We start from the raw sequence: 15,147 nt of genomic DNA, 5'->3' as shown, positions 1-15,147 counted from the left end.
CGTCATCCCGATCAGTATGAATCAGAAGCCGAAGGCCTCTGCAGATTGTTGAGGCGAGCGTAAAGTCCGTCGCTGACCTTCGCAAGCGTCTCGTGATTGCCTTCTTCGACGACGCGGCCCTGCTGCATCACGATGATCTTGTCGGCGCGCACCACGGTCGAGAGACGATGGGCGATGACGACGACGGTGCGGCCGGTCATGGCCTCGTCGAGCGCCTTCTGCACGGCCGCTTCCGATTCTGTATCCAGTGCGGAGGTCGCCTCGTCGAGAAGCAGGATCGGCGCGTTGCGCACCAGCGCGCGCGCAATCGAAAGCCGCTGCCGCTGGCCGCCGGAAAGCGTCACGCCGTTTTCGCCGACGGGCGTGTCGTAGCCCTGCGGCTGCGCCAGGATGAAGTCATGCGCATAGGCAAGCCGCGCCGCCTTTTCGATATCCTCGTCGCTCGCGTCCGGTCGGCCGTAGCGGATATTGTCGCGGATCGTGCCTTCGAAGAGATAGGGCTGCTGCGACACGTAGGCGAGCTGCCGGCGCAGCGACCGCTTGGTGATATGGGCGATATCCTGCCCGTCGATCAGGATCTCGCCTTCCTTCGGATCGTAGAAGCGCGGGATCAGGCTGATGACGGTGGATTTGCCCGCACCCGAAGGCCCGACGAGCGCGGTCGTCTTGCCGCCCTCGGCCGTCAGCGTCACGCCGTCGAGCACGCTTTCGTTGCCGTAGGCGAAGGAGACGTTGCGGAACTCGATCTTCGCTTCGGTGATGACAAGCGGTTTGGCGTCCGGCAGGTCGCGCTGGCGCGGTTCCATGTCGAGCAGCTCGTAGATCATCCGGGCGTTGACGACGGCGCGTTCCATCTGCACCTGCAGGCGGGCAAGGCGGCGGGCCGGATCGTAGGCGAGCAGCAGCGCCGTGACGAAGGAGAAGAAGGCGCCCGGCGGCACGCCCTGATAGATCGAGCGATAGGCGGCATAGGCAAGCACGCTCGCCACCGCAAAGCCGGCGAAGCTTTCCGTCAGCGGCGAGGTGCGCTCGGAAAGCCGCGCAATGCGGTTCGCCCGGCCTTCGGCGGCGGAAATCAGCTTGTTGACCTTGGTTTCCAGCGCCTCTTCCATCGTGAAGGCCTTCACGATGGAAATGCCCTGGATCGTCTCCTGCATGGCGCCGAGAACGTGGCTGTTGAGGTCGACGGCCTCGCGCGTGGCCGAACGCAGCCGCTTGGAAACGTAGCGCAGCGCATAAAGCAGCGGCGGCGCCAGAATGAAGACGGCAAGGCTCAGCAGCGGATCCTGCAGCACCATGACGCCGATCAGCGACACGAAGGTCAAGAGATCGCGCACCGTCGAGGTGATGGTGAGGTTCAGCACGTCGCGGATGCCGCTGACGTTCTGGCTGACCTGCGCGGCGATCTGGGCCGAGCGCGCCTCGTTGAAGAAGCCGACGGAAAGCGTCATCAGGTGCGAATAGAGCCGGCGCTGGTAGCGGGCGACGATATCGTTGCCGATCCGCGACAGCGCCACACCCTGTCCGTAGCTCGCAAAGCCGCGCAGCATGAAGGCGATGAAGATCGAAAGACAGATGATCCAGACGACGTCGGCGCGCCGGTTGGCGAAGGCCTCGTCGATGATCGCCCGCATGATCCAGGCCGTGAACGCCGTCGAAAGCGCCACGACGACGAGGCAGCTGATCGCGAAGACATAGCCCCAGAGATGGTCCCGGCCGTTTTCCGCGATGATGCGTTTCAGGATGCCGGTCACGGTATCGCTGTTGACGGGTGGCTTTCTGCTGTCGGCGGCTTCCAAAAAAGTGGCTTCCTGTCAAAGGGCCGCATGCCGCAGGCGCGGCACGCATGTTCGCGGGGCTCTATAAAGAGTTGGAGCAGGTTTGGCTAGACGGGCTCAGGCCCGCCAACGCCGCCCATCCGTCGAAAGGCCGAAGTTTGCCGGCATGCGCGCATAGGAGGAAAGCCCGGCAAGAGCGGCCAGCGGGTGTGTGACGACATAGGTCGGGATCGTCCGCAAGAGAGCCGAATGCGGTGCCTTGTCTTCGAAGGCGGCCCGGAATTCCGGCTTTTTCAGTGCCGGAAGGATTTTCTGGGAAATGCCGCCCGAGAGGTAGACGCCGCCGCGGGCCATGAACAGCAGCGCCATGTCGCCCGCCACGCGGCCGAGATAGGTGGCAAACAGCGAGACGGTCTCGACCGCGATCTTGTCGCTGCCGACAAGGGCGTGTGAGGTAATGTCGGCCGGGTCGGCCATGACAGGCTGAACGCCGTCGGCCGCGCAGATGGCGCGGTAGAGGTTGACGATGCCGCGGCCGCAGAGGATCTGTTCGGCCGAAATCCGGCCCTCGATGGTCTCCACATGCGGGAAGATTTCGTAGTCGCGCTTGCTGCGCGGCCCGAGATCGACATGCCCGCCTTCGCCCGGAACCGGAATCCATGTCGACTGGGTATGGACGAGGCCGCCGACGCCGAGGCCCGTGCCGGGGCCGAGAACGACGCGCGAGGCCACCATGTCGCCCGAGACGCTGCCGATCCGCTCGCGATTGTCGTCGGAAAGGGCGGCGATCGCCAGCGCCTGCGCCTCGAAATCGTTGACGACGAGCACGTCGACGAGGCCAAGCCCCTCGATCATCCTCTTCGGCCGCACCACCCAGGGGCAATTGGTCAGCGGGATCTCGTCGGCCTTGATCGGGCCGGCGACGGCAAGGATCGCCGCGCGTGGCTGCACGGAGGTCTTGTCGAGTACGCCCTTCTGGATCGCCTCGTCGATCGTCTCGTAATCGGCCGTGCGCACGTTGGGAAACTGCTTCGGCTCCGCATAGGCATCCGTCAGGATGGAGAAGCGGGCATTCGTGCCACCGATGTCGCCGATCAGGATCGGAAAGGGCAAGGGAGTAGAGGATGCGGTCATGGCCGGTTCCGTGCTAGGCCCGAGGGATCAGGCGTTAAGGGTGGGGAGAAGCTTTTCGGCGGTCGACTCGTTCAGCGCCATCGGAATGTCGTAGACGATCGCAAGCCGCATCAGCGCCTTCACGTCCACATCATGCGGCATCGGCGTCAGCGGGTCCACGAAGAAGATGAGCGCGCCGACTTCGCCGGTGGAAATCAGGGCGCCGATCTGCTGGTCACCGCCGAGCGGGCCGCTTTTCAGCCGTGTCACGTCCAGGTCGGGCGCGGCATCGAGCACGCGCCCGCCGGTCGTGCCGGTGGCGACGATTTTCCACCTGGCGAGGAGGTTCGTGTTGCGGCGGGCAAATTCCGCCATGTCGTCCTTTTTCTGGTCATGCGCAATCAATGCTAGGCACTTGCCGCCGGCCATGAACGGAACCTCCGCGCGCGTCATTCAATCGATTTGGCCGCTTCTACACCAGGCTTTTGCGATTTGAAAGACAGCCGCCCGCAGTGGCAGGCGGCCCTTTCGGCCTATTGCACGGCCGGCTTGTCGTTGGGCACAGGGCCGACGGAGGGCAGCGCGCCGCCGGTATCGGCAACGGGCGCGGCCGCCGGTGCGGCGGTCAGTGCGCTCGCAGCCGAGGTCCCGCCATAGGTCGCGGCCTCGGCGGAGGCGACGGACGGGGCATCGACAACGGCCGAGCAGGCCTTCGGCAGGTCGGAGACCATGACTTCGCGCGGCGGCTTCGGCGGCGGCGCGCCGGGCTTGGGCGGTTTCGGTGCCGCCCAGGGCTCCTTGGTGAACCACCAGGCAAGCGATTTGTCGCAGCCGTCGCCGGCCGCCACCGGCGCCTGCGGCGTGCAGCCCTTGGCCCCCGGCGGGCACTTGAGGCGGATATGGAAATGCGAATCGTGCCCGTATTCCGGCCTGAGCTTGCCGAGATTGGTGCGGTCGCCCGTCCAGGTGTCGCACATCTTCTTCTTGATCGCCGGATTGACGAAGATGCGCTCGACCTGCGGGTAGCTGGCCGCCAGCATCAGAAGCTGCGCCCGCTGCTGGCTCCAGACCCTGGGATCGACGGTCAGGAACTTGTCCTTCTGCAGCATGGTGGTGAAGGGCAGGCTCTCCCGCTCCTCGTAGCTCATGCGATGCGAAGGCATGGGGGTCAGCCAGACATCGGCATCGAGGCCGATCTGGTGGGAGGCATGGCCGTTGAACATCGGCCCGCCGCGTGGCTGGGCAATGTCGCCGACGAGGATGCCGGGCCAGCCGATCCTGTCATGCGCATCCTGCGAGAATTTTTCGAGCAGGGCGATCATCGCCGGGTTGCCCCAGCGCCGGTTGCGCGAAAGCCGCATCGCCTGCCAGGTCGGCCCGTCCGCCGGCAGCGCTTCGGCGCCGGTCATGCAGCCCTTGGCGTAGAAGCCGATCGGCTGCGCCGGCCCTTGGGTCGGCAGTTTCACGGCGCCGAAAATCGCCTTGGCGCTGCCGGGGCTCGGCGTCTTCTGTTGAGCGCCGACATCGCCGGCGACAAGGCTTGCGCCCATTGCGCCGGCGAGCGTCACCTTGCCGAGAGTTTTGAAAGTCTGGGCCTTGAAAGCCCGAACCAAGCCGAAAGCCATGCCGTTCCCTTGCCGCATCTGCCGAAGTGATTCCGATCGAATCTGAAGTGATCTGCGATCGAACCTATCGTGAAAAGCAATTTTGGTGAATCGATGTTTTGGCAGGCGCAGCGGGGACGCATCGCCGCAGCCGTCAGGCGTTGGCCAGAACCTCCGTCGTTTTGCGCAGGCGCGACAGGCGCGGCAGGATGCGCTCGCAGGCCAGCGCGTGCATGTCGGCGGTGAAGGTGCTCATCGCGTCCTCGACGGCGATAACGGCGTAATTATGCGCGAAGGCGTCGCGGATCGTCGCCTCGACGCCGAAATTCGTGGCAATGCCGGTCAGGATCACGGTCCTGATGCCGCGCCGGCGAAGCTGCAGGTCCAGTTCCGTGCCGTAGAAGGCGCTCCACTGGTGCTTGACGATATGGACGTCGACCGCAAGGGCTGCGATTTCGGCCGGTGCCGCCAGCGCTGCCGCCGGAAGGCCGCCTTCGGGGAAAACCGCAGGCTCGTCCACCGGCTGGTTGACAGCATCGGCATAGTCCGGGGAGAATCCGACGGTGACGAGGATCACCGTGCCGCCTTCGGACTTCAGCTTCCGGGCAATGGCGGCGGTGTTCTCGACCACCTGCCGGGCGGGATGGGGCGCAACCTGCCGGCTGACGATGAAGTCCTGCAGGTCGATGGAAATCAGTGCGGTGGTCTTGGGATCGTAGAGGGACATGGGAAATCTCCGGGGGAAGGAAATCATGAGGGCATCCTCACAATGACAAATACGAGGACAGCCTCACAAAAATCAAGTCCCGAGCCGCAGACCCGCGTGCCGAAACGCCAGCGCGGCCATGAGCGCGTCGCCGTTCTCATCGATGCCGCAGCCAGGGTCTTTCTCGAAAAGGGCTATGATGCCGCCACCATGACGGAGATTGCCGCGGCCGCGAATTCCTCGATCGGCTCCCTCTACCAGTTCTTCCCGACCAAGCCGCTTCTGGCCGAGGCGCTGCATGTCGACCGCCTGCAGCATCTGAACCGCGGGCTTGCCGAGCTTGCGGAAAAAACGAGAGGCAGGAGTGCTGCCGAGATCGGCGACGCGATCTTCACCCGGCTCGGCCGTTTCATCGAGGATCACCCGGAATTTCCCGTCCTTGCCGCCCGCCGCGACGTGCCCAAGGAGCGCAAGGCGAAATCGCGGGCGGAGCTTCGCGCCAGCATCACTGCGCTGTTGCGGAACGCCGAGCCGTCGGTGGAACGCGATGTCGATCTTCTGGCCGCGCTCGTCCTGGAATTGCTGCGCATCGTCGTCGCCGCCGCCTCCGACCCCGACGGCTCGGGCGATCCGCGCCTCGTCGGAGAATTGCGCCGCATGCTGCGCAAGCGCCTCGAAGAAGTGATGCCCTGACTGAAGCCGGCAAGGTCAAAATTTCGCGAGCGGCATGAAACGGGAACTCTTTCCTGTTTTTTGCCGGTATTTCCCGTATTCTCCATAAGCGCAAAAAACGAACAATAAGGGGTTTGGTGAATGGCATTCTGGGCGTCGAAATTTCTTCTGCCTGCGGCAACGTCCCTGTTTCTCGCCTTCGGGGCCTTCGCACAGGACGCGGACGGATGGCGGGTCGGAATTTCGACGGTCGGCGAACTCAAGCACCCCGCAGGCTTCGACCATTTCGGCTATGTCAACCCGCAGGCGCCCAAGGGCGGCACCCTGCGCCTGTCCGACGAAGGCAGTTTCGATACGCTGAACCCGCTGCTCGCCCGCGGCGAGGCCGGCGCCGGCCTCGGCCTCGTCTTCGATACGCTGCTGACGCCGGCGCTCGATGAGCTGTCCTCCTCCTACGGCCTCCTTGCCGAGGGCGTGAAATATCCCGACGACATCACCTCGGCGACCTTCCGACTGCGGGCGGAAGCCAGATGGGCCGACGGCCAGCCGGTGACGCCCGATGATGTGGTCTTCAGCTTCGAGCAGGCCAAGAAGAACGATCCGCAGATGGAATTCTACTATCGCCACGTCAAATCGGTCGAAAAATCGGGCGATCGCGACGTCACCTTCACCTTCGACGAGCCCAACAACCGCGAGCTGCCGCAGATCGTCGGCCAGCTGGTGATCGTGCCCAAGCACTGGTGGCAGGCGAACGGCGCAGACGGCAAGCCGCGCGACATTTCCCGCACCTCGCTCGAAATCCCCATGGGCTCCGGCCCCTACAGGATGGTGTCGGTGACGCCGGGCGCGAAGATCCGCTACGAGCTGCGCGACGACTATTGGGGCAAGGATCTCAACGTCAATGTCGGCCAGAACAATTTCGGCGCGATCGAATATACCTACTATGCCGACCGCGACGTGATGTTCGAGGCCTTCCGCTCCAACAATACCGATTACTGGTGGGAAAATGCCGCCAAGCGCTGGGCGACGGCCTATGATTTCCCCGCCGTCAAGGACGGGCGCGTCAAGCGCGAGGAGACCGAAAGCGAAATGCGCAAGGTCGGCGTCATGGTCGGCTTCATCTTCAATCTGCGCCGCGACAAGTTCGCCGACGAGAAGCTGCGCGAGGCGCTGAACTACGCCTTCGATTTCGAGGAGCTGCGCCGCACCATCTTCTACGGCTCCTACGAGCGCATCGACAGTTTCTTCTTCCGCACCGAGCTTGCCTCCTCCGGCCTGCCTCAGGGCCGGGAACTCGAAATCCTGAACGAAGTCAAGGATCTGGTGCCGCCGGAAGTTTTCACCAAACCCTATGCCAACCCGGTCGGCGGCGATCCGGCCAAGCTGCGCGACAATCTTCGCACCGCAATCGGCATGCTGAAGGAAGCGGGTTACGAGCTGAAGGGCAACCGCATGGTCAATGTGAAGACCGGCCAGCCGCTCTCCTTCGAAATCCTGCTCAACGGGCCGACGATCGAGCCCGTCGCGCTCGCCTTCTCGCAGAACCTGCGAAAGATCGGCATCGATGCCGTGGTGCGCAGCATCGAGCCCTCGCAATTTACCAACCGCTGGCGCTCGCGTGATTTCGACGTCATCTACAATGGCTGGGGCGAATCCATCAATCCCGGCAACGAGCAGGCCGAATATTGGGGTTCGGACGCCGCCAGGCGCGAGGGCTCGCAGAATTACAGCGGCATCAGCGATCCCGGCATCGACGCGCTCATCAAGAAGGTGATCTTCGCCAAGGACCGCGACGAGCTGGTGGCGGCGACGAAGGCGCTCGACCGTGTCCTGCTTGCCAAGCACATCGTCGTGCCGAGCTATACATCGCGCACCTCGCGCCTCGCCTACTGGAACAGCATCGCCCATCCGCCCGAACTGCCCGAATACGGGCTCGGCATGCCGGGTGTCTGGTGGTCCACCAATGCAGGCAAATAAGGAAATCCTTGCCATCGCGGGCCGAGGGCGTCCAAATTAAGCGCGAATCGGGCCGTAAAGCGATTCCGGCACAAGCGTGAGGCGGTTTGCGCCCGCAATTGCATGAAAACAAGCAGATGGAGCATTTCCGCGATTCGAGGAAAAACGGAAATGCTCTGCAAGGGCGAACAAAAGGAAAGTTGGGAATTGGCGAAATCTGAACGTCGCAGCATGGCGGCTGTCCACCGGATCGGCATGTACTGATGGGGGGCTATATCCTTCGCCGCCTGCTTCTGATGATCCCGACGATCGTCGGCATCATGGCAATCTCCTTCATCGTCGTGCAGTTCGCGCCCGGCGGGCCGGTGGAACAGGTCATCGCCCAGCTGACCGGGCAGGCAGACAGCACCGACCAGCGCCTCTCCGGCGGCGGCGATGCCGGCCAGCAGTTCGACGACGCCGGCGCGAAATATCGCGGTGCCCAGGGCCTCGATCCGGAACTGATCGCCAAGCTGGAAAAGCAGTTCGGCTTCGACAAGCCGCCGCTCACCCGCTTCCTCGAAATGATGTGGAACTATATCCGCTTCGATTTCGGCGAGAGCTTCTTCCGCAATACGACAGTGCTCGACCTGATCGCCGAGAAGCTGCCGGTCTCGATCTCGCTCGGCATCTGGATCCTGATCTTCTCCTACGCCATCTCCATTCCGCTCGGCATCCGCAAGGCGGTGAAAGACGGCTCCTCCTTCGATGTCTGGACCTCCGGCGTCATCATCGTCGGTTACGCCGTGCCGAGCTTCCTGTTCGGCATCCTGCTGATCGTGCTCTTCGCCGGCGGTTCCTTCTACGACTGGTTTCCGCTGCGCGGCCTGGTTTCCGATAATTTCGACCAGCTTTCCTGGTGGCAGAAGCCGCTCGACTATTTCTGGCACCTGACCCTGCCGCTGATCTCGCTGTCGCTCGCCTCCTTCGCCACGACGACGCTGCTGACCAAGAATTCCTTCATCGACGAGATCAAGAAACAATATGTCATCACTGCGCGCGCCAAGGGGCTCAACGAACGGCAGGTGCTCTACGGCCACGTTTTCCGCAATGCCATGCTGATCGTCATCGCAAGCTTCCCCGCCGCCTTCATTTCCGCCTTTTTCACCGGCTCGCTGCTGATCGAAAACATCTTCTCGCTCGATGGCCTCGGCCGCCTCGGCTACCTCTCGGTCGTCAACCGCGACTATCCGATCGTCTTTGCCACACTCTATATCTTCTCGCTGCTCGGCCTCTTCGTCGGCCTGATTTCCGACCTGATCTACACCTGGATCGACCCGCGCATCGATTTCGAGCGGAGGGACGTCTGATGGATGCTCCCGCAAATCCGGCGACCGCAACGCCGCTGCGCCCGCCCCGCAAGGGCCTGCTCTCGCCGACCAATGTCCGCCGCTGGAACAATTTCAGGGCCAACAGGCGCGGTTACTGGTCGCTCTGGCTGTTCATGATCCTCTTCGTGCTCAGCCTCTTTGCCGAATTCATCGCCAATGACAGGCCGATCGTCGCCTCCTACAAGGGCGAGATCCTCTTCCCCGTCATCATCGACTATCCCGAAGAGAAATTCGGCGGGTTCCTGGCCGAGACGGACTACCGCTCCTCCGTCATTGCCGATGAGATCGATGCCAACGGCTGGATGATCTGGCCGCCGATCCGCTATTCCTACCGGTCGGTCAATTCCGACATTCCACATTCGGCCCCGACCGCGCCCTTCTGGCTGATGTCGAAGGAGGAGCGCTGCTCGGCCTATCCGCAAGGGGTCAACGATCCCGGCTGCCGGCTCGGCAATCTCAACTGGCTCGGCACCGACGATCAGGCGCGCGACGTTCTCGCCCGCGTCATCTACGGTTTCCGCATCTCCGTGCTCTTCGGCCTGGCGCTCACCATCTGCTCGGCGCTCATCGGTGTGACGGCCGGCGCCATCCAGGGTTATTTCGGCGGCTGGACGGACCTGCTCTTCCAGCGCTTCATCGAGATCTGGTCGTCGATGCCGGTGCTCTACATCCTGCTCATCATCGCCGCCATCCTGCCGCCCGGCTTCTTCGTGCTGCTTGGCATCATGCTGCTCTTCTCCTGGGTGGGCTTCGTCGGCGTCGTGCGCGCCGAATTCCTGCGCGCCCGCAATTTCGAATATGTGCGGGCCGCCCGCGCGCTCGGCGTCAACAACCGCACCATCATGTGGCGGCACATGCTGCCGAACGCGATGGTGGCGACCCTGACCTTCCTGCCCTTCATCCTCTCCGGCTCCATCACCACGCTGACCTCGCTCGATTTCCTGGGCTTCGGCATGCCGCCCGGCTCCCCCTCGCTCGGCGAACTGATCGCCCAGGGCAAGGCCAACCTGCAGGCGCCGTGGTTGGGGCTGACCGCTTTCTTCACCATGTCGATCATGCTCTCCCTGCTGATCTTCATCGGCGAGGCGGTGCGCGACGCCTTCGATCCGAGAAAGACGTTCCAATGAGTGAAACTCTGCTCTCCGTCCGCGATCTCTCGGTCGCCTTCCACCAGGGCGGCGAAACCGCGCTTGCCGTCGATCGCATCTCCTTCGATATCGCCAGGGGCGAGGTTGTCGCGCTGGTCGGCGAATCCGGGTCCGGCAAGTCGGTCTCGGCAAACTCCATCCTGCGGCTTCTGCCCTATCCCGCAGCCAGCCACCCCTCCGGCGAAATCCTCTTCAAGGGCAAGGATCTCCTGAAGGCGTCCGATCGCGAGATGCGCGCCGTGCGCGGCAACGACATCACCATGATCTTTCAGGAGCCGATGACCTCGCTCAATCCGCTCCACACGATCGAGGGGCAGATTGCCGAAATCCTGGCGCTGCATCAGGGCGTCACCGGCCAGGCCGCGCGCACCCGTGTGCTGGAACTCCTGAACCAGGTCGGCATCCGCGAGCCGGAAAAGCGCCTGAAAGCCTATCCGCACGAGCTTTCCGGCGGCCAGCGCCAGCGTGTGATGATCGCCATGGCGCTCGCCAACCGCCCGGAATTCCTGATCGCCGACGAGCCGACCACGGCACTCGACGTCACCGTGCAGGCGCAGATCCTCGAACTTCTGCGCAGGCTGAAGGGCGAGCACGGCATGTCCATGCTCTTCATCACCCACGATCTCGGCATTGTGCGCAAATTCGCCGACCGCGTCTGCGTCATGACCAAGGGCAGGATCGTCGAGACCGGGCCGGTGGAACAGGTCTTCACCGATCCGCAGCACGATTATACCCGCCACCTGCTCGCCTCCGAGCCGCGCGGCGAACCGCCGCTGACCGATCCGTCCAAGCCCGTCGTCATGGAAGGCAGCGACATCAAGGTCTGGTTCCCGATCAAGGCCGGCCTCATGCGCAAGGTCGTCGATCACGTCAAGGCCGTCGACGGCATCGACCTGACGCTGCGCGCCGGCCAGACGCTCGGCGTCGTCGGCGAATCCGGCTCCGGCAAGACGACGCTCGGCCTGGCGCTGACCCGCCTCATCTCCTCGCAGGGCCGCATCTCCTTCGTCGGGAAAGATATAGCCAGCTATTCGTTCACCGATATGCGGCCGCTGCGCAACCAGCTGCAGGTCGTCTTCCAGGACCCCTATGGCTCGCTCAGCCCCCGCATGTCGGTCGGCGATATCGTCGCCGAGGGGCTGAAGGTGCATGAACGTTCGCTCTCGGCCGAAGAGCGCGACCAGCGCGTCTGCTGGGCGCTGGAGGAAGTGGGCCTCGATCCGCTCACCCGCTGGCGCTTCCCGCATGAATTTTCCGGCGGCCAGCGCCAGCGCATCGCCATTGCCCGCGCCATGGTCCTGAAGCCGCGTTTCGTCATGCTCGACGAGCCGACCTCCGCGCTCGACATGAGCGTGCAGGCGCAGGTGGTCGATCTCCTGCGCGACCTGCAGAAGAAGCACGATCTCGCCTATCTCTTCATCAGCCACGACCTGAAGGTGGTGAAAGCGCTCGCCAACGACGTCATCGTCATGCGCTTCGGCAAGGTGGTGGAGCAGGGGCCGTCGGCGGAAATCTTCCGCGCCCCGAAGGACGATTACACAAGGGCGCTGATGGCCGCCGCCTTCAATATCGAGGCTGTGCCGACGCCAGCAGTTCAGCAGTAAAGAAGACCATGTCAGCAAGACCGCCCATCCTCGTCGATCTCAAGTTCGACCCCGAAACCGTCGCCCGTATCCTCAAGACCGCCTTTGCCGATCGCGGCAGCATCAATGCTGCCGCTCCCGAAAGCAGGGCACTCGACCTGACCGGCGTGGACTACGCCCTGCTCTGGAAACCGGATGCCGATATTTTCAGGCGCGCGCCGAACCTGAAGGTGCTCTTTTCCGGCGGCGCCGGGGTCGATAGCATCCTCTCCATTCCCGACCTGCCCGATCTGCCGATCGTCCGTTTCGTCGATCGCAGCCTGACGACGCGCATGAGCGAATGGGTGGTCCTGCAGTGCCTGATGCACCTGCGCCTGCAGCGCGCCCACGACCGCCACCAGCGCGACCGCGCCTGGGGCAAGCTCGTGCCGCCGGAAGCGGCCGAAATCACCGTCGGCGTCATGGGCCTCGGCATTCTCGGCCAGGATGCCGTCGCCAAGCTCAGGGTCATGGGCTTCAACGTCATCGGCTGGTCGCGCTCGAAGAAACATGTCGAAGGCATCGAAACCTTCGACGGCCGAGAGCTCGACACCTTTCTGTCGAAGACCGATATCGTCGTCGGCCTGCTGCCGCTGACGCCGGAAACATCCGGCCTCTACAACAAGGCCTTCTTCGCCAGGCTGCGCCAGGGCGGCGCGCTCGGCAGGCCGGTTTTCATCAATGCCGGCCGCGGCAGGAGCCAGGTCGAAGCCGATATCGCCGCTGCCATCGAAAGCGGCGTGCTCGGCGGCGCCTCGCTCGATGTCTTCGAGGTCGAGCCGCTGCCGTCCGACAGCCCGCTCTGGCATCTGGAAAACGTCTTCATCACCCCGCATGACGCGGCGATCTCGGAGGAAAACGCGCTCTTCCGCCATGTCGAAACCCAGATCGCCCGTTTCGAACGCGGCGAGCCGCTGCAATTCGTCGTCGATCGCAAGGCGGGCTATTAAAGCGCGTCGCGCAAAATGGGAAACTATGCGGCAGGCGCCGCCAATGGCGGTTTCCGGGCCCAGGCGGACGAACAGCTGCAACGATTAACCGGGATCACGGGAGGCGCAAGTCCAAACCGAGCTTGCTGCTGAGGACGAAGGCGACGAGCCCCACGCCGACGAGCGCCAGAGTGAAGACTGCGGCCATCGTGCCGCCCATGCGCAGGACCGCTCGCCTATCCCCTACCTCTGCTCGATCGAAATGCCACTTGATGGCGAAGAACATGGCCGTTCCCAAGGCGAAGACCTTGAACGTAACGAAGACTACAGGGACCCAATCCCACATTTCGGATATTTCCAGGCTATGACTTGACGCTATCGATCGGGAGCGAGCACTACCGCGAAACTGCCGCAGACAACACCGGCCATGTTGACGCAGACGCGAAAGAACCTCCCTTCGGAACCATCCGCGCCGCTCCTCGTTTCCTGCACAAGCTCCGCAGGCCTTGCCCCGCGGATTACCGCAAGGAGACGACCATGGCTCATACGGGAATGCGGTGGGAAAGGTCCGATCGCAAGTTTCACGCCGAACAGCGCATTGCGCCGGTCAGGGCAAGGCAGGGCCGCACCGGCTATCGTATCCTGGCCGTGCTGGTTGCCGCGCTGGTGCTGGCTTTCCTCGTCTGGATACCCGTCGCGATCTGGGGCGAGAAGCAGGCCGATGACATCGCCCCGCAGAACAATGGCCCGGCTCCGGCTGAGGCCGCCCCGCCGGCGCGGTAGCGGGCTTGCTGGCGGCGCCACATTGCCTGTTGTTTTTTCTGGACTTTGCCGATCGATTTTTCGATAAGAAAGCGCACGAGCCGGTTTTGTGCGCTGGCCGTCAGAGGGCCGCACCTGACCGGATTGACGGACAGGCAGGAGCTTCATGGCCAGGACCGATATCGCAAGGCGCGTCTACAATCACACCTGGAAACTCGACCCGATCATCCGCAGCCTGATCGATACGGATTTCTACAAGCTCCTGATGCTGCAGATGATCTGGAAGCTCTATCCGGATGTGAACGCCTCCTTCACGCTCATCAACCGCACCAGGCGCGTGCGCCTTGCCGAAGAGATCGACGAGGGCGAGCTGCGCGAACAGCTGGACCACGCCCGCACGCTGAGGCTCGCCAAGAAGGAAATGATCTGGCTTGCCGGTAACAGCTTTTATGGCCGCGCCCAGATCTTCGAGCCGGAATTCCTCGCCTGGCTCTCCAATTTCCAGCTGCCGGAATACGAGCTGTCGAAGAAGGACGGGCAATATGTGCTGGATTTCCACGGCTCGTGGAAGGAAACGACCATGTGGGAAATCCCCGCCCTCGCCATCATCAACGAGCTGCGCTCGCGCGCGGCCATGAAGGCAATGGGGCCTTTCACGCTGGACGTGCTCTATGCCCGCGCCAAGGCCAAGATGTGGGCCAAGGTGGAAAAGCTGCGCCAGCTGCCGGGCCTGCGCATTTCCGATTTCGGCACCCGCCGCCGCCACTCGTTCCTCTGGCAGCGCTGGTGCGTGGAAGCGCTGAAGGAAGGCATCGGCCCGGCCTTCACCGGCACCAGCAATGTATTGCTGGCTATGGATTCCGATCTCGAAGCCGTCGGCACCAATGCGCATGAGCTGCCGATGGTGGCCGCCGCCCTTGCCGAAACGGACGAGCAGCTGCGGAACGCGCCCTACAGGGTGCTGCGCGACTGGAACAAGCTTTACGGCGGCAACCTGCTCATCGTGCTGCCGGACGCTTTCGGCACGGCCGCCTTCCTGCGCGACGCGCCGGAATGGGTGGCCGACTGGACCGGCTTCCGCCCGGACAGCGCCCCGCCGATCGAAGGCGGCGAAAAGATCATCGACTGGTGGAAGAAGATGGGCCGCGACCCGCGCCAGAAGCTTTTGATCTTTTCCGACGGCCTCGATGTCGATGCAATCATCGATACCTACCGGCATTTCGAAGGCCGCGTGCGCATGAGCTTCGGCTGGGGCACCAACCTGACCAACGATTTTGCCGATTGCGCGCCGACCGACACGTCCGATTTCCTGCCGATCTCCATCGTCTGCAAGGTCAGCGACGCCAACGGCCGCCCCGCCGTCAAGCTCTCCGACAATCCGCAGAAGGCGACCGGCGAGCCGGCCGAGGTCGAGCGCTACCTGAAATTCTTCGGCGCCGAAGACCGCACGGATCAGGCCGTGCTGGTCTGAGGTGCTGCTCCGGGCA

General features: G+C 63.6%; 13 protein-coding genes and 1 pseudogene. 8 read left to right on the top strand and 6 right to left on the bottom strand.

Annotated elements, in window-relative coordinates; genetic code table 11:
* Positions 1 to 11: 11 nt before the first annotated feature.
* From ACU8HS_RS08355 to ACU8HS_RS08335, 5 genes are all read right to left on the bottom strand, one after another.
* Positions 12 to 1,799 (bottom strand): ABC transporter ATP-binding protein, encoded by a 1,788-nt coding sequence (locus ACU8HS_RS08355; protein ID WP_112564997.1) that lies wholly within the window; start codon positions 1,797 to 1,799, stop codon positions 12 to 14.
* A gap of 96 nt (positions 1,800 to 1,895) precedes the next feature.
* Entirely contained in the window at positions 1,896 to 2,912 is a 1,017-nt protein-coding gene (locus ACU8HS_RS08350; RefSeq protein WP_112564999.1) for a glucokinase, read from the bottom strand.
* Between the two features lie 27 nt (positions 2,913 to 2,939).
* Complete coding sequence (locus tag ACU8HS_RS08345; RefSeq protein WP_112565001.1) at positions 2,940 to 3,320, bottom strand: methylglyoxal synthase; 381 nt, start codon at positions 3,318 to 3,320, stop codon at positions 2,940 to 2,942.
* 104 nt (positions 3,321 to 3,424) lie between these two features.
* Positions 3,425 to 4,516 (bottom strand): penicillin-insensitive murein endopeptidase, encoded by a 1,092-nt coding sequence (gene mepA / locus ACU8HS_RS08340; protein WP_447015740.1) that lies wholly within the window; start codon positions 4,514 to 4,516, stop codon positions 3,425 to 3,427.
* A gap of 133 nt (positions 4,517 to 4,649) precedes the next feature.
* The gene (locus ACU8HS_RS08335; RefSeq protein ID WP_112565005.1) at positions 4,650 to 5,222 is read right to left on the bottom strand and encodes a hydrolase; all 573 of its coding nucleotides are present in this window, start codon (positions 5,220 to 5,222) and stop codon (positions 4,650 to 4,652) included.
* Positions 5,223 to 5,264: 42 nt separating this feature from the next.
* Between ACU8HS_RS08335 and ACU8HS_RS08330 the strand changes: the two genes are divergently transcribed.
* The 6 genes from ACU8HS_RS08330 (at position 5,265) to ACU8HS_RS08305 (ending at position 12,919) form a co-directional block, all read left to right on the top strand.
* Entirely contained in the window at positions 5,265 to 5,894 is a 630-nt protein-coding gene (locus tag ACU8HS_RS08330; RefSeq protein ID WP_112565007.1) for a TetR/AcrR family transcriptional regulator, read from the top strand.
* 120 nt (positions 5,895 to 6,014) lie between these two features.
* A complete protein-coding gene (locus tag ACU8HS_RS08325) occupies positions 6,015 to 7,850 on the top strand; it encodes an extracellular solute-binding protein (RefSeq protein WP_447015739.1) in 1,836 nt (611 codons plus the stop codon).
* A gap of 242 nt (positions 7,851 to 8,092) precedes the next feature.
* Positions 8,093 to 9,178 (top strand): microcin C ABC transporter permease YejB, encoded by a 1,086-nt coding sequence (locus ACU8HS_RS08320; protein ID WP_112565011.1) that lies wholly within the window; start codon positions 8,093 to 8,095, stop codon positions 9,176 to 9,178.
* Positions 9,178 to 10,326, top strand: coding sequence for an ABC transporter permease (locus ACU8HS_RS08315; protein ID WP_112565013.1), 1,149 nt, complete (start codon positions 9,178 to 9,180; stop codon positions 10,324 to 10,326). The genes ACU8HS_RS08320 and ACU8HS_RS08315 overlap by 1 nt, the downstream gene beginning before the upstream one ends.
* Positions 10,323 to 11,951, top strand: coding sequence for an ABC transporter ATP-binding protein (locus ACU8HS_RS08310; RefSeq protein WP_447015738.1), 1,629 nt, complete (start codon positions 10,323 to 10,325; stop codon positions 11,949 to 11,951). Before ACU8HS_RS08315 ends, ACU8HS_RS08310 begins: the two co-directional genes overlap by 4 nt.
* Positions 11,952 to 11,959: 8 nt before the next feature.
* On the top strand, positions 11,960 to 12,919 hold the full coding sequence (locus ACU8HS_RS08305; RefSeq protein WP_447015737.1) for a 2-hydroxyacid dehydrogenase: 960 nt from the start codon (positions 11,960 to 11,962) through the stop codon (positions 12,917 to 12,919).
* A 94-nt stretch (positions 12,920 to 13,013) separates the two neighbouring features.
* On the opposite strand, the gene ACU8HS_RS08300 is transcribed toward ACU8HS_RS08305, so the two are convergent.
* Positions 13,014 to 13,184, bottom strand: coding sequence for a hypothetical protein (locus ACU8HS_RS08300; protein WP_377313794.1), 171 nt, complete (start codon positions 13,182 to 13,184; stop codon positions 13,014 to 13,016).
* A gap of 251 nt (positions 13,185 to 13,435) precedes the next feature.
* Between ACU8HS_RS08300 and ACU8HS_RS08295 the strand changes: the two are divergent.
* Positions 13,436 to 13,663: pseudogene (locus tag ACU8HS_RS08295) on the top strand (hypothetical protein); the annotation flags it as partial.
* 163 nt (positions 13,664 to 13,826) lie between these two features.
* On the top strand, positions 13,827 to 15,131 hold the full coding sequence (gene pncB, locus ACU8HS_RS08290; protein WP_112565023.1) for a nicotinate phosphoribosyltransferase: 1,305 nt from the start codon (positions 13,827 to 13,829) through the stop codon (positions 15,129 to 15,131).
* Positions 15,132 to 15,147 lie beyond the last annotated feature (16 nt).

The organism is Rhizobium sp. KDH_Rht_773_N, assembly GCF_052946295.1.
Note: the sequence above shows the minus strand (reverse complement) of the source record. Positions and strands in the feature narration are given on the sequence as shown.

Excerpts from the sequence above, each read along its gene's own strand:
- ACU8HS_RS08350 (WP_112564999.1), bottom strand. The coding sequence starts at position 2,912 with ATGACCGCATCCTCTACTCCCTTGCCCTTTCCGATCCTGATCGGCGAC.
- ACU8HS_RS08315 (WP_112565013.1), top strand. The coding sequence starts at position 9,178 with ATGGATGCTCCCGCAAATCCGGCGACCGCAACGCCGCTGCGCCCGCCC.
- ACU8HS_RS08305 (WP_447015737.1), top strand. The coding sequence starts at position 11,960 with ATGTCAGCAAGACCGCCCATCCTCGTCGATCTCAAGTTCGACCCCGAA.
- ACU8HS_RS08325 (WP_447015739.1), top strand. The coding sequence starts at position 6,015 with ATGGCATTCTGGGCGTCGAAATTTCTTCTGCCTGCGGCAACGTCCCTG.
- ACU8HS_RS08310 (WP_447015738.1), top strand. The coding sequence starts at position 10,323 with ATGAGTGAAACTCTGCTCTCCGTCCGCGATCTCTCGGTCGCCTTCCAC.
- ACU8HS_RS08300 (WP_377313794.1), bottom strand. The coding sequence starts at position 13,184 with ATGTTCTTCGCCATCAAGTGGCATTTCGATCGAGCAGAGGTAGGGGAT.
- ACU8HS_RS08320 (WP_112565011.1), top strand. The coding sequence starts at position 8,093 with ATGGGGGGCTATATCCTTCGCCGCCTGCTTCTGATGATCCCGACGATC.
- pncB (WP_112565023.1), top strand. The coding sequence starts at position 13,827 with ATGGCCAGGACCGATATCGCAAGGCGCGTCTACAATCACACCTGGAAA.
- ACU8HS_RS08330 (WP_112565007.1), top strand. The coding sequence starts at position 5,265 with ATGACAAATACGAGGACAGCCTCACAAAAATCAAGTCCCGAGCCGCAG.
- mepA (WP_447015740.1), bottom strand. The coding sequence starts at position 4,516 with ATGGCTTTCGGCTTGGTTCGGGCTTTCAAGGCCCAGACTTTCAAAACT.
- ACU8HS_RS08345 (WP_112565001.1), bottom strand. The coding sequence starts at position 3,320 with ATGGCCGGCGGCAAGTGCCTAGCATTGATTGCGCATGACCAGAAAAAG.
- ACU8HS_RS08335 (WP_112565005.1), bottom strand. The coding sequence starts at position 5,222 with ATGTCCCTCTACGATCCCAAGACCACCGCACTGATTTCCATCGACCTG.